At 35.0% G+C, this 12,337-nt stretch carries 20 protein-coding genes; 1 reads left to right on the top strand and 19 read right to left on the bottom strand.

The annotated features are described in order from the left end of the window. Positions 1-42 precede the first annotated feature (42 nt). Positions 43-1,242: an alanine racemase gene (gene alr / locus HA146_RS08525; protein ID WP_209109116.1), complete on the bottom strand. Its 1,200-nt coding sequence runs from the start codon at positions 1,240-1,242 to the stop codon at positions 43-45. Positions 1,243-1,310: 68 nt separating this feature from the next. On the opposite strand from alr, the gene HA146_RS08530 reads away from it, so the two are divergent. Continuing rightward, positions 1,311-1,817, top strand: a complete 507-nt coding sequence (locus HA146_RS08530) for an HNH endonuclease (protein WP_209109117.1) — start codon at positions 1,311-1,313, stop codon at positions 1,815-1,817. A gap of 11 nt (positions 1,818-1,828) precedes the next feature. Here the strand turns inward: HA146_RS08530 and prfA are convergent, their stop codons facing one another. From prfA to rplE, 18 genes are all read right to left on the bottom strand, one after another. After that, positions 1,829-2,923, bottom strand: coding sequence for a peptide chain release factor 1 (gene prfA, locus HA146_RS08535; protein ID WP_209109118.1), 1,095 nt, complete (start codon positions 2,921-2,923; stop codon positions 1,829-1,831). A 28-nt stretch (positions 2,924-2,951) separates the two neighbouring features. Continuing rightward, positions 2,952-3,212: a 50S ribosomal protein L31 gene (gene rpmE, locus HA146_RS08540; RefSeq protein ID WP_209109119.1), complete on the bottom strand. Its 261-nt coding sequence runs from the start codon at positions 3,210-3,212 to the stop codon at positions 2,952-2,954. A 12-nt stretch (positions 3,213-3,224) separates the two neighbouring features. Next, positions 3,225-3,635: a 30S ribosomal protein S9 gene (rpsI, locus tag HA146_RS08545; RefSeq protein WP_209109120.1), complete on the bottom strand. Its 411-nt coding sequence runs from the start codon at positions 3,633-3,635 to the stop codon at positions 3,225-3,227. A gap of 9 nt (positions 3,636-3,644) precedes the next feature. After that, positions 3,645-4,076, bottom strand: coding sequence for a 50S ribosomal protein L13 (rplM, locus tag HA146_RS08550; protein ID WP_011863640.1), 432 nt, complete (start codon positions 4,074-4,076; stop codon positions 3,645-3,647). A gap of 117 nt (positions 4,077-4,193) precedes the next feature. Continuing rightward, the gene (truA, locus tag HA146_RS08555) at positions 4,194-5,000 is read right to left on the bottom strand and encodes a tRNA pseudouridine(38-40) synthase TruA (protein WP_209109121.1); all 807 of its coding nucleotides are present in this window, start codon (positions 4,998-5,000) and stop codon (positions 4,194-4,196) included. A gap of 39 nt (positions 5,001-5,039) precedes the next feature. Beyond that, positions 5,040-5,390: a 50S ribosomal protein L17 gene (rplQ, locus tag HA146_RS08560; protein ID WP_209109122.1), complete on the bottom strand. Its 351-nt coding sequence runs from the start codon at positions 5,388-5,390 to the stop codon at positions 5,040-5,042. 14 nt (positions 5,391-5,404) lie between these two features. Further along, complete coding sequence (locus tag HA146_RS08565) at positions 5,405-6,340, bottom strand: DNA-directed RNA polymerase subunit alpha (protein ID WP_209109123.1); 936 nt, start codon at positions 6,338-6,340, stop codon at positions 5,405-5,407. 59 nt (positions 6,341-6,399) lie between these two features. Then, the gene (rpsK, locus tag HA146_RS08570) at positions 6,400-6,792 is read right to left on the bottom strand and encodes a 30S ribosomal protein S11 (RefSeq protein WP_209109124.1); all 393 of its coding nucleotides are present in this window, start codon (positions 6,790-6,792) and stop codon (positions 6,400-6,402) included. A 44-nt stretch (positions 6,793-6,836) separates the two neighbouring features. After that, complete coding sequence (gene rpsM / locus HA146_RS08575; RefSeq protein ID WP_209109125.1) at positions 6,837-7,202, bottom strand: 30S ribosomal protein S13; 366 nt, start codon at positions 7,200-7,202, stop codon at positions 6,837-6,839. 43 nt (positions 7,203-7,245) lie between these two features. Continuing rightward, a complete protein-coding gene (rpmJ, locus tag HA146_RS08580; protein WP_011295453.1) occupies positions 7,246-7,362 on the bottom strand; it encodes a 50S ribosomal protein L36 in 117 nt (38 codons plus the stop codon). A 45-nt stretch (positions 7,363-7,407) separates the two neighbouring features. Then, a complete protein-coding gene (locus HA146_RS08585) occupies positions 7,408-7,956 on the bottom strand; it encodes an adenylate kinase (RefSeq protein ID WP_209109126.1) in 549 nt (182 codons plus the stop codon). Beyond that, positions 7,956-9,275 carry a preprotein translocase subunit SecY gene (gene secY / locus HA146_RS08590; RefSeq protein WP_209109127.1) on the bottom strand — a complete coding sequence of 440 codons (1,320 nt, stop codon included), beginning with the start codon at positions 9,273-9,275 and terminating at the stop codon, positions 7,956-7,958. Before secY ends, HA146_RS08585 begins: the two co-directional genes overlap by 1 nt. A gap of 30 nt (positions 9,276-9,305) precedes the next feature. After that, positions 9,306-9,764 (bottom strand): 50S ribosomal protein L15, encoded by a 459-nt coding sequence (gene rplO / locus HA146_RS08595; protein ID WP_209109128.1) that lies wholly within the window; start codon positions 9,762-9,764, stop codon positions 9,306-9,308. A 5-nt stretch (positions 9,765-9,769) separates the two neighbouring features. After that, on the bottom strand, positions 9,770-10,393 hold the full coding sequence (rpsE, locus tag HA146_RS08600; RefSeq protein ID WP_209109129.1) for a 30S ribosomal protein S5: 624 nt from the start codon (positions 10,391-10,393) through the stop codon (positions 9,770-9,772). 16 nt (positions 10,394-10,409) lie between these two features. After that, positions 10,410-10,778, bottom strand: a complete 369-nt coding sequence (gene rplR, locus HA146_RS08605) for a 50S ribosomal protein L18 (protein WP_209109130.1) — start codon at positions 10,776-10,778, stop codon at positions 10,410-10,412. A gap of 14 nt (positions 10,779-10,792) precedes the next feature. Next, positions 10,793-11,332, bottom strand: coding sequence for a 50S ribosomal protein L6 (gene rplF, locus HA146_RS08610; RefSeq protein ID WP_209109131.1), 540 nt, complete (start codon positions 11,330-11,332; stop codon positions 10,793-10,795). Between the two features lie 12 nt (positions 11,333-11,344). After that, positions 11,345-11,746: a 30S ribosomal protein S8 gene (rpsH, locus tag HA146_RS08615; protein ID WP_209109132.1), complete on the bottom strand. Its 402-nt coding sequence runs from the start codon at positions 11,744-11,746 to the stop codon at positions 11,345-11,347. Between the two features lie 9 nt (positions 11,747-11,755). After that, on the bottom strand, positions 11,756-12,295 hold the full coding sequence (gene rplE, locus HA146_RS08620) for a 50S ribosomal protein L5 (RefSeq protein ID WP_209109133.1): 540 nt from the start codon (positions 12,293-12,295) through the stop codon (positions 11,756-11,758). Positions 12,296-12,337: the final 42 nt, after the last annotated feature.

A 12,337-nucleotide genomic window follows, 5' to 3' on the forward strand; every position in this document is an offset into this window, starting at 1 on the left:
TTTTTTTGCAAATATTCAAAATTTTTTATTTTATCGCAATGTCTAATCAACTTGAACTCTTGGCAATCTATTTTTAAAAGAACAAAGAATTTCCCACGGGATAGTGTTAGATTCTCTTGCCCAATCAACAGGAGAAATTGTTTTGTCTCCATCAGATCCTAGTAATACCATGGTACTACCAATTTCAATTTCATTTGAATCTGTTATGTCCACCATCATTTGATCCATAGTAATAGATCCAACTTGGGGATAAAGTTTTTTATTATGTATAACGTGTATCTTGCCTGAAAGATTTCTTGGGACTCCATCTGCATAACCAATACTTAATACAGCTAACTTAGTTTTTCTACTACTTACAAATTTTCCTCCGTAACTTACACTTACTCCTTCATCAATAATTCTTATAAAAGCTACTTTGACCTTCAAAAACAAAGCTGGTTTAAGCGATAAATTTTTATCAAGTTTTACTATAGGACTATATCCATACATAGATAGCCCAACACGTACCATATCGAAATGAAAATCTTTAGTAAGAAGCATGCCCGCAGAATTAGCCAAATGAATCTTGATTTTGTAATTTCTATCAACGTTAATTTGATTTAATAATTCCTGAAACTTCTGCCTCTGTAATTGTGTCCTACTTTTAGGATCTAATGAGTTATGTTCATCTGCAGATGATAAATGACTATATATTCCTTCTATAGAAATATTTTCAAAAGATTTTATTTTTGCAAATTGCTGAACAAATTTATTAATTTCAAATCCTAATCTTGACATTCCAGTATCAACTTTAAGATGTAAAGCAAATTTCAACCCAAAGTGCTTCCCAATATTATTGCAAATTAAACATTCTCTTATACTACTGATAGTTGGCATAAGATCATTTTTAAAACATATTATTAAATCCCTTTTCGAATATAGATTTCCGAGGATAAGAATTGGTTTTTTAACCGCTGAAGAACGAAGCTTAATCCCTTCTTTTAATGTGGCAACTCCTAATTGCGAAGCTCCACCTTTGATAGCATATTCAGATACTAATTTCGCATCATGTCCATATCCATCAGCTTTAACAACTGCCATAAATTCACAACTTTTACTTAATTTGGATCTTAACTGCCTTACATTTGTTTCTATTGCTTTCGCTCTAACTTCAATCCATGCTCTTTGTTTTGGATCTATATCTTTTTCAAAAGTTGGATATGTATCAAAATTAAATCCCTGATTTGTTTGCCGAATTTGCATTAACTTTGCGCAATTATATGCGCTTATTTAAATATACAGTTAGCATGACATGTAAATAGTATTTTGGCATGAGCCAGACTCTAGTTTTAAATGCTTCTTATGAACCTTTAAACATCACTTCTTGGAGAAGGGCTGTTATTTTAATGATCAAAGGTAAAGCAGAAAGCTTAGAGGAGGATAAATCTTATTCAATACATTGCGGCAGAAAATTACCTACAGTTATAAGACTTCGTTATTATGTGAAAATTCCATTTAGGGAAGTTTCTCTAACGAGAAAAAATATACTTCTCAGAGATAATAATTGTTGCCAATACTGTAACTACCGAGGTAGTGATTTATCAATAGATCATGTTTTACCGAGAAGTAGAGGTGGAACTGATAACTGGGAAAATGTCACTACAGCATGTCTTAGATGCAATGTAGCAAAAGGTAACCGAACCCCTGAAGAAGCAAATATGCCTTTAAAACGAAGTCCCTACCGACCACTAAGTAATCTTAATTTTGAGGCTACAAGACAAATTGACTCTGGCAGGCATAAAGAATGGAGTAAATACGTAATAGGCGTTGCAATCTAAAAATCAAAATCTCAATTGCCTTCGTTATTAAAATCTTCCATCATTCTCTTTTGTTCTTGAGCTACACATGCATCAATAACTTCGTCCAATTGACCAGCGAGAATAGGTTCTAGTGAAAAATTGGTTCCCAATCTATGATCAGTTGTCCTGTTATCTTTAAAATTATAAGTTCTAATTTTTTCGCTCCTATCCCCTGTTCCCACCTGTGAAAGCCTTTGTGATCTCTCTTTGGCATTAGCTTCTTTTAATTGAATTTCATATAATTTAGCTCTCAAAATTTCCATTGCTCGTTCACGATTCTGCAATTGTGATCTCTCTTGAGTACAAAAAACTCTTATCCCTGTGGGCTTGTGAAGAAGATCAATAGCAGTCTCCACCTTATTAACATTTTGCCCCCCGGCTCCTCCTGATCTTGCTGTACCAACCTCTAAATCGGTTGGATCAATCTTAACCTCAACAGGATCAGCTTCAGGCATGACCGCAACTGTAGCCGTAGAAGTGTGAACTCTACCTTGAGATTCAGTAGCTGGAACTCTTTGGACTCTATGTACACCAGCTTCGAATTTAAGTTGACTATATACAGAATCTCCCTTAACGGAGATAACTAATTCTTTGAATCCTCCCATATCTGACTCAGAAGCACTAACAGGTTTTACAGACCATCCAATTTTTTGTCCATATCTTTCATACATTCTTGCTAAATCACCCGCCCAAATACAAGCCTCGTTACCTCCAGCACCGGCTCTAATTTCTAACATTACACTTCTCTCATCTCTTGGATCTTTAGGTAATAAGGCGATTGTGGTTTTATGAATTAGTTCATTCTTAAATTCCTCTAGATTAATTAACTCCTCATTTATTAATGATTCCATCTCTTTATCATTTTTATTCTCTTTCAATAAATTTTTCGAATCTTTAATTTCCTTATCAGTATCAAGCAACTTATTAAAATCAATTACTAAAGGTTCCAACTTTGACCTTTCTCTTGCTATTGATTCTAATTTTTTAGGATCATTTGCTATGTCAGGATCTGCAAGCTGCACTTCCAAATTTTCAAAACTATCTGAAGCAGTTTTCAACCTTGCAATTAGTGTTGAGTATTCCAATTGAAATTATGCTTAATTTTTGAAAATTCTATTTATTAGAATCTTTTTCTTCTTTTTTCTCTTTTGATGTAGCTGAATTAGCTGAACCCATTCCATATTTTTTCATAAACCTATCAACTCTACCTTCTGTATCAAGAATTTTTTGAGTTCCAGTAAAGAAAGGATGATTACCACTCCATACATCGACATGTAGTTCAGGCTGAGTAGAGCCTGTCGTCATTACAACTTCTCCATTACAAATAACTTTTGCATCTGGATACCATTTTGGGTGGATTTCTGATTTTGGCATAATTAAATTCCTTTAACGTTTAGAGAATTGTGGGGCTTTTCTTGCTTTCTTAAGACCATATTTTCTTCTTTCCTTTGCTCTTGGGTCTCTACTGAGATGGCCTTCAGTTTTTAGTGGTTTTCGGTTGTCTGAAGATAATTCGCAAAGGGCTCTTGCTGCCCCTTGTTTAATAGCGTCTGCTTGGCCTGTCAATCCACCACCATGAACATTCACGAAAATATCATAAGAATTTTCTAGGCCTAAAGTATGCAAAGGTGCTTTAATTGAATTTAAATGCAGAGGATTAAAGTTTAAGTAATCATCACCGGAACGCCCATTAATTTTAATTTGTCCATTTCCAGGAATCAAGCGTACCCTAGCGACTGAAGTTTTCCTTCTTCCAGTTCCCCAATAAACAGCTTTGTTTTTTATTTGACTATTCATTTTTATAAATTAACTATTCAATAATACAGGATTCTGTGCTGCATGAGGATGATCAGCCCCTTTATAAACTTTTAGTTTTTTAAATTGCTGTCTTCCTAAAGAATTATGTGGAAGCATACCCTTAACAGCTTGCTCGATAATTCTTTCAGGAATTCTTTCTTGAAGAGACTCAAATTTCTCAATTTTCATTCCTCCAGGTCTACCAGAATGTCTTCTATATAATTTTTGTGATGCTTTTTTACCTGTTACCTCAACTTTTTCGGCATTTACAACAATGACAAAATCACCTGTATCTAAATGAGGAGTGAATGTTGGTTTATTTTTTCCTCTTAAAACAGTTGCAATTTCTGTAGCAAGTCTCCCAAGCGTCTTATCTTTTGCGTCAACTAAAAACCAATTTCTTTCAATAGTTTCCAAAGACGGTGTAATTGTTTTATTCATTTAGCAAATTTCTGCAAATAAATTTAAATTCAGTTCTAAAATTCTACCTTATTAGAGGAGTATTAAACAATAAATTTTGGATTATTCACACAAATAACTAGCTTTAATAAAATTTAATTAAGAAAAACCTTTAATTAAAAAAACTGGAAAAAAATCGTTGTTATTGATCATTTTAAACACATTTTCTTCATAAACAGCATTTACAAAACATAACCCCTTAGCTGGAGCAGATTCCTTAACATCATTTTTCTTTTTATTGACCCATCTATCTTTAAAGATTTCTGGCGATATTTTTTTCTCTCCAACTAAAACTAGTTGACCAACAATTAAACGGACCATTCCATAGAGAAAACCAGTCGCTTTAATATCTACTAAAATCAAATCCTCTACTCTTTTAATATCTATATTTTTTATTTTTGTAATAGAGGTTGTCCTGTTGCTTCCACTTTTCTGAAAAGCAAAAAAGTCATGCTCTCCTTCCATATTTTTTGATGCGTTTAACATTAACCCTTCATCCAGATCTTTTTGGTACCTATGCCATGACCAATTATTTATAAACAAGTTAGGGAATTTACTATTATTAATGACATATCGATAATGTCTATACATTGCTGAATAGCATGCATGCCAACTATCTTTAACCTCAACAGATTCCAAGATTCTAATAGATGAGGGTAAAAGATTATTTAGTACATCTGAATAACGATTTCCTGGAATAACGCAATCAATATCAAAGTGTACTACTTGACCTGATGCATGAACTCCTGCATCAGTTCTACCTGCGGCAAAAGTCTTTACGTAATTATGGGAAATTTCAAAAAGCGCTTTCTCTAGAATTTCCTGAATAGTAGTTGCATTTTTTTGTCTTTGCCAACCTGAAAAGTTCGATCCATTATATTGAACTAGTAATGCTACCCTTTTCAAAAGTTTTTTTCAAAATAAAAAACCCCTTTTCTAACTAACTTAAACAAGTTCAATGATAGCCATCTGAGCGTTATCACCTTTTCTAGAGACGGTTCTGACTATACGTGTATAACCCCCTTTTCTATCTCCATATCTTTCTTTTGCTTTTTCAAATAATGAATGAACTAATTTCTTATCATAAATATATCCAATAGCCCTTCTCCTTGAAGCCAAACTTCCCTCTTTAGCGAGAGAAATCATCCTTTCCGCTTCGTTTCTTAAAGCTTTTGCTCTGGCTTTTGTTGTGGTTACTCTACCTTCCTTAATTAATTGTGTAGTCAAACCTCTTAGAAGTGCTTTCCTCTGATCAGCAGGTTTACTCAATAATGGAATTCTAAGTTGGTGTCTCATAATCTTAAAAATTGTTAAACAGAGGTTCGGCTTTGTGGAATAGAAATTCCAATGCGCTCAAGAGCTTCAATAACCTCATCTGCAGATTTAGAGCCAAAGTTCTTAATTTCAAGAAGATCTTCATAGCTAAAGCCCATTAAATCCGAAACTGAGTTAACTTGCGCTCTTTTTAAACAATTATATGCTCTAACGGACAAGTTTAGTTCCTCAAGAGGGATTTGAGCCTCAGGAGATGGTTCAGGTTCCTCAGGAATTTCCTCAACCATTGTAACAGTAGCAAGAGGCTGAAAGAGTTCTATTAACTGGTTTGCAGCTTCAGCAATAGCATCATCAGGAGATGTTGAGCCATCTGTTACTACTTCCATTTTTAATCTTTCTCTACCTGCTCCGCCTTCTGCTACAGCAGTTTCATCAATCGTAAAATTCACTCTCTTGACTGGCATAAATACAGCATCTATTTGAAGCAAATCAATAGCAGTTGTCTCTTCATTCTTGCGATCAACGGGTCTATATCCAACACCTCTTTCGACATGGATTTCCAACTCTAAGTTATGACCGTCCTGAATAGTTGCGATCGGTTTTTCGCCATCAACAATTTCAACTTGAGAGGAGAATTGAATATCATTTGCCTTCACATCCATTGGACCGCTTGCTACTAACCTGCCGATTTCCAGATCTGGATTAGAACTATTAATTGATAGTTGCTTACAATTGAGAAGAATGTCTAAAACGTCTTCTCTAACTCCAGGGATAGTTGCATATTCGTGATTAATTCCTGCTATTCTTACTGCAGTAACTGCACTTCCTTCAAGTCCTCCCATAAGGACTCTTCTAAGAGAATTACCCAAAGTTGTAGCTTGTCCCCTTTCTAAAGGGCCAATTAAAAAAGTTCCTGTTTGGGAGCGATCATCTGCTATTTGATGGTCGATTCTGTCAATCTGGTATTGCAAAACGGAAAAAAATAAGGTTAAAGTTTTTTTTTGGGGGGGGGGTGGAGAATGATTAAGATCTAAACGCGTCTTCGTTTAGGTCTTCTACATCCATTATGAGGTAATGGAGTTACATCCCTTATTAGAGTTATTTCTAAACCGGCCACTTGTAAAGCTCTTATGGCCGTTTCCCTACCTGAGCCTGGTCCTCTAACTAATACTTCTATTTGTCTCATACCTTGATCAAGTGCTCTCCTAGCCGCAGCTTCAGCTGCTGTTTGAGCAGCAAATGGCGTGCCTTTCCTAGCGCCTTTAAATCCACTGGCACCTGCAGAAGACCAAGAAATTACATGGCCAGAAGTGTCAGTAATTGAAACGATAGTGTTATTGAATGTGCTTTGAATATGTACCACACCATTAGGTACATTACGTTTAGATTTCTTTGAACCTGTTTTTTTTACTGGAGCTGCCATGATGTTTTAATTTGATACTGGAAATTGTGAATAGATTTAGTTAATTATTTTTTTCTTCCAGCAACTGTTTTTCTTGAACCCCGTCTTGTTCTTGCATTAGTTCTAGTTCTTTGGCCTCTTACTGGAAGACTCATTCTATGCCTTCTTCCTCTCACACAACCTATATCTTGTAAACGTTTTAAGGCCATTCCCTCTTTTCTTCTCAAATCTCCTTCTAAAGTGAATTCCTCTGTTGCACCTCTTAGTTTTTGTACATCAGAATCTGAAAGATCTTTTACACGAGTATCTGGGTTTACGCCTGTATTAGCAAGAATTAGCTTTGATCTTGTCAAACCAATTCCATAGACGTATGTAAGTGAGATTTCAACTCGCTTTTCGCGAGGTATGTCGATTCCTGCAATCCTGGCCACGTGTTTTGAGTAAGTAAAAAGTTTGAATTATAAGGGTTGAAATTTAACCCTGACGCTGTTTATTGCGAGGTCTTTTCTTGTTAATAACATAGATTCTACCTCTTCTCCTCACGATCTGATCGTCAGGACTAATTTTTTTGACTGAGGATCTGACCTTCATAGGGGTTTTGCAAATAAAACGTTAATACTATATTCTACATCATCATCAAGCCATTTTTTGTTTGATATCAGAGGAAATGGTTTTTAAATCTCTATCAGCATCAATATACTCCAGCAATGAAAGATCTTTGAAATATTGAATCAATGGTTCTGTAGTTTTTTTATAAATGTCAACTCTTGTTCTAATAGTCTCTTCAGTATCATCTTTTCTTCCTCTTAAAAGCAAACGCTTAATTAGAACTTCTTCTGGAATATCTAAGTAAAAAACTACCTCTAAAGGTTGATTTATATCAATTAAGACCTCATTCAATGAATTCGCTTGAGATAAATTTCTTGGGAATCCATCTAGAATCCAACCTTTATTATCCTTATCTAAATTTTGCCTTACTATTTTTAATACAAGTTCGTCACTAACAAGTTCTCCCCGGATAATAATATCCTTTACCTGTCTACCAAGAATAGTATCCATTTCAATTTCTTTTCTTAATAATTCACCTGTGGAAAGGTGCAAGTAAGAATTGGTTTGGCTCAATAATTCCGCCTGAGTGCCTTTCCCAGCTCCAGGAGCTCCTAAAAATAGTAAATGTTTTTTCATTAATTGTTAATTAGTCCCTCATACCTTTGAGAAATAACATAAGTCTGAATTTGCTTAGCAGTATCAATAGCCACACCCACAAGAATTAGTAATGATGTTGCTCCTAAACCTTGAAAGGTCTGTACATTTGTCGCTCTTTCTACTGCAGCTGGAATTATAGCTACTGAACCCAGAAATAATCCTCCTAATAATGTCAACCTATTTTGTATACCTGATAGGTAGTTTGCTGTATTAGTTCCTGGTCTAACTCCTGGTATTGCTACTCCTCCTTTCTTTAAATTTGAAGCCACATCAACTGGATTAATTGTAAGGGATGCATAAAAATATGAGAATCCCAAAATCAAGGAGAAAAACGTAAGAGCATATGGCCATGGATTTGAGGATCCAGGATTTAAACTACTCGCTAATTTGATTAAGACAGGATTGCCCGTAACATTTGCAATAGTTATCGGTAAAAAAATTAAAGCAGATGCAAATATAATGGGCATTACTCCTCCTGCATTTAATTTCAAGGGTAAATAACTTTGCCTTGTAGGAAGTAATGTTGAATTTCCTATTTGTCTTTTTGCACTAACAATAGGGATTCTTCTGGCTCCCTCTTGGACAAAAATTATCCCAACAATTGTTAACAAAAATACTCCAAGTAAAACTGCTATACCTAAAACATCTCCCCGATCACCAGTTTGAGCTTTTTCAATGGTTGAACTCAGAGCCTTTGGTAGAGTCGCGACAATATTCAGAAAAATCACCAATGAAGCGCCTTGACCTATTCCTTTCTCTGTAATGATTTCACTAAACCACATCACTAACATTGAGCCAGTAACTAAGGCTATAGAGGTTTGCAAGACAAATGTAGTTTCACTTATCCCCTGAATTGCATATTGTCTAAGAATTAAAGCAAAAATAATACTCTGCAGAAAACCCCATCCTAAGGAAACATATCTTGTTATTTGAGCAATTTTTCTTCTGCCAGCTTCTCCTTCATTTTTTTGTAAATCTTCAAGCACAGGCAATGAAGCTGTAAGAAGTTGAATAATAATTGATGCGTTTATAAAAGGAAGTATACCCAATGCAAATATTCCAAGGGTTGAGATTCCTCCGCCAGTAAAAATATCTAAAAAACCTATTAATTGGCCACCTTGATCTATAAAACTTTTAAACGCAACCCTATCAATCCCGGGCATGGGGATATAGATACCAAGTCTTACTAAAAGAAGAAGTCCTAAAGTTGTTAAAACTCTACTCCTTAGTTCTTTATTTAAAAATAATTGGGAAAGTATTTCAGAAGCGCTTGGATTTCGACTTTTTTTAACAAACATTTTGAGACTTACCTAAATATTTTAGTAAATTTATTTATTATTTATAAGCTCGCAAGATCCACCTGCATCCTCAATCTTTTGTTTTGCAACTTTTGTGAATGCATGAGCTTGCACTGTTAACTTTACATTCACTTTTCCATTACCAAGAATTTTTAAAGGGAATTTTGGCTTAAAGATCAATCCTTTCTTAACTAGTGAATCTAGGTTAACAGTATCGTTATCTTTGAAATCATTTAATTTATCTAAATTTATTATGGAAAAGTTCTTTTGATTAATTATTTCGAAGTGTTTTAATTTAGGAACTCTTCTATATAGAGGCATTTGGCCACCTTCAAACCCTGGACGTGTGGGTCTTCCAGAACGTGATTTTTGTCCTCTCATTCCAAAACCACATGAAGCACCCTGCCCGGCAGCAATACCTCTACCCTTTCTTAATTTTTTCTTTCTAGAGCCAGAGTTTGATTTAAGATTATTTAATGTTGAAGTCATGATTTTTAAGAATAGAGCTGTTCAAGTGAGATTCCTCTCTCCCTAGAGGCAGATTTGTGTGTTCTTAATTGAGCAAGAGCTACCATAGCAGCTCTTGCATTATTCAAAGGGGTTTTGCTTCCCAATCTTTTTGCTAAGACATTTTTTATGCCCGCCAATTCTAAAACTGTTCTAATTGAACCCCCAGCAATTACACCTGTACCTGGAGCGGCTGGCCTAATAAGTACATTAGCCGCACCATCTCGACCATTAGATAAAGTTGGTATTGAATTATTTGGAGTTAAGGGGACCCTAACAAGATGCTTTTTACCATCTGAAACTCCCTTTCTGACCGCACCAATGACGTCGCCAGCTTTACCAACTCCAACTCCAACTTGACCTTTCTCATTACCAACAACAACTATTGCTCTAAAACTCATTTTTTTTCCACCTTTAACAGTTTTAGACACACGTCTGATTTGAACAACCCTTTCTTGCCAATCAGAATCCCTTTCTAGATTTTTTGAATCACCTCTTCTATTCCTTTTTCGATCATTATTACGATTATTCTTTTTTAGATCTCTAGGGTTAGCACTAGGAACATTATCAGTGTTTGATTGAGCTTCTTGTTTTAGTGGAGTGTCAGTCATAGTAAAAAATTTAAAGTTAGAATTTTAGGCCAGCTTCACGAGCAGCATCCGCAAGAGCCTTAACTCTTCCGTGATACAAATTGCCTCCACGATCAAAAATCACTTGCTTGATACCTTTTTTTATTGCTCTCTTTGCTAATAGTTTTCCAACAATAGAAGAAGAATTGCAATCAGAAGGTAATTTCTCTGATTTTTCTCTGAGTTCTTTATCAACAGTTGAAGCAGAACAAATAGTTTTTTGAACACTATCGTCTATAACCTGTGCATAAATATGGTTATTAGAGCGAAAAACAGACAATCTTGGACGTGTTTCATCACCAATTAAGAATCTTCTTAATCTTCTATGTCTTTTTTGGGTTTGTAATTTCCTGGAAAGTTTGGTCATTTTTTTAAGTGGAATTATTTTTTGCCAGATTTACCAGCTTTTCTGAGAATTCTCTCATCATGGTATTTAATTCCTTTTCCTTTATAAGGCTCTGGAGGTCTAATTGATCTGATTTTTGCTGCTTCGTTGCCAACAATTTCCTTATCAATTCCAGATACTGTAACGTTTGTATTACTCTCAACTTTGTATGTTATACCATCAGGGGGGATCATTTCTACCGGATGACTATATCCTGCACTCACAATTAGATTTTTACCTTTTACTTGTGCTCTTGATCCAACGCCTACAATTTCAAGTTTTTTTGAAAAACCTTGACTAACCCCTTCAACCATATTTGCAATTAAGGCTCTACATAAACCATGTCTTTGCCTGGAATGTATTTTAGTTGTAGTAGGTATTACAACAACAGTATTATCCTTTTTATCAAAACTAACTCCCTCAGGCATTAGACGTTTTAACTCACCCTTTGGGCCTTTAACTGTAACCGTTAACCCATCAAAATCAACTGTGACTTTCTCTGGAATAGGTACTGGTGTTTTTCCGATTCTTGACATAATTAATTCTCCTTAATAAACATAGCAAAGGATCTCGCCACCTATACCTTGCTTCCTGGCATCGCGATCACTCATAACGCCTTTAGAAGTTGAGATAATAGCAACTCCAAGACCTCCAAGAACTTTTGGTAAGCCTTTAGTATTCTTATAAATTCTCAAACCAGGTTTACTAACTCTTTGCATAGATCGAATAGTTGGGAATTTATTTTTACCACTATATTTGAGTCCAAGTATTATTTGTGATTTATAACCTTCACCTTCTTCATTAATATCAGAAATGAAACCCTCTTTTTGAAGCACTTTGGCGATACTTAAGGACATTTTTGAACTTGGGATTGTTGTTGTTGTATGCTTTTTTTGACTCGCATTTCTAATCCGAGTAAGCATATCTGAAATAGGATCGTGATTTGACATGGTTGTAATTTAATTCTTACTAAAAGGCATACCTAACTCTTGCAAGAGAGCTTTACCTTCTTGATCTGATCTTGCACTTGTGACAATAGTTATATCCATACCTCTTATTGAGTCTATTTTATCAAAAGAGATTTCAGGAAAAATCAATTGCTCTTTAACTCCTAGGGTGTAATTACCTCTCCCATCGAAACTTTTTGGATTAACGCCTCTAAAGTCTCTTATTCTTGGTAAAGCTAGATTTATAAATCGCTCTAAAAAGGAATACATCCTGTCTCCTCTCAAAGTTACAGTACAACCAATTGGCATCCCTTCACGAATTTTAAAACCCGCGATAGCTTTCTTAGCCCTAGTTACTAAGGCCTTTTGTCCTGTAATTGTTGCCATTTCATTTAAAGAAGCTTCTAGAGCTTTTGAATTAGAAGCGGCTTCACCAAGACCTCTGTTAACGTTGACTTTTACAACTTTAGGTACTTGATGAATATTTTTAAGACCAAGGTCCTTTAAAAGTTTTGGTCTAATTGATTCTTTGTAGCGATTTTTTAGAGTCATAATTTTTTGGTAATTCTGGTCTTTGTCAGAATTGATAAATTA

It is taken from the genome of Prochlorococcus marinus CUG1416 (assembly GCF_017695965.1).
GTDB lineage: Bacteria > Cyanobacteriota > Cyanobacteriia > PCC-6307 > Cyanobiaceae > Prochlorococcus_A.

Excerpts from the sequence above, each read along its gene's own strand:
- rpsI (WP_209109120.1), bottom strand. The coding sequence starts at position 3,635 with ATGAATAGTCAAATAAAAAACAAAGCTGTTTATTGGGGAACTGGAAGA.
- HA146_RS08530 (WP_209109117.1), top strand. The coding sequence starts at position 1,311 with ATGAGCCAGACTCTAGTTTTAAATGCTTCTTATGAACCTTTAAACATC.
- rplQ (WP_209109122.1), bottom strand. The coding sequence starts at position 5,390 with ATGAGACACCAACTTAGAATTCCATTATTGAGTAAACCTGCTGATCAG.
- rplF (WP_209109131.1), bottom strand. The coding sequence starts at position 11,332 with ATGTCAAGAATCGGAAAAACACCAGTACCTATTCCAGAGAAAGTCACA.
- rpsE (WP_209109129.1), bottom strand. The coding sequence starts at position 10,393 with ATGACTGACACTCCACTAAAACAAGAAGCTCAATCAAACACTGATAAT.
- rplE (WP_209109133.1), bottom strand. The coding sequence starts at position 12,295 with ATGACTCTAAAAAATCGCTACAAAGAATCAATTAGACCAAAACTTTTA.
- rpsH (WP_209109132.1), bottom strand. The coding sequence starts at position 11,746 with ATGTCAAATCACGATCCTATTTCAGATATGCTTACTCGGATTAGAAAT.
- secY (WP_209109127.1), bottom strand. The coding sequence starts at position 9,275 with ATGTTTGTTAAAAAAAGTCGAAATCCAAGCGCTTCTGAAATACTTTCC.
- HA146_RS08585 (WP_209109126.1), bottom strand. The coding sequence starts at position 7,956 with ATGAAAAAACATTTACTATTTTTAGGAGCTCCTGGAGCTGGGAAAGGC.
- rpsK (WP_209109124.1), bottom strand. The coding sequence starts at position 6,792 with ATGGCAGCTCCAGTAAAAAAAACAGGTTCAAAGAAATCTAAACGTAAT.
- alr (WP_209109116.1), bottom strand. The coding sequence starts at position 1,242 with ATGCAAATTCGGCAAACAAATCAGGGATTTAATTTTGATACATATCCA.
- rplO (WP_209109128.1), bottom strand. The coding sequence starts at position 9,764 with ATGACTTCAACATTAAATAATCTTAAATCAAACTCTGGCTCTAGAAAG.
- rplM (WP_011863640.1), bottom strand. The coding sequence starts at position 4,076 with ATGAATAAAACAATTACACCGTCTTTGGAAACTATTGAAAGAAATTGG.
- rpmE (WP_209109119.1), bottom strand. The coding sequence starts at position 3,212 with ATGCCAAAATCAGAAATCCACCCAAAATGGTATCCAGATGCAAAAGTT.
- rpmJ (WP_011295453.1), bottom strand. The coding sequence starts at position 7,362 with ATGAAGGTCAGATCCTCAGTCAAAAAAATTAGTCCTGACGATCAGATC.
- rplR (WP_209109130.1), bottom strand. The coding sequence starts at position 10,778 with ATGACCAAACTTTCCAGGAAATTACAAACCCAAAAAAGACATAGAAGA.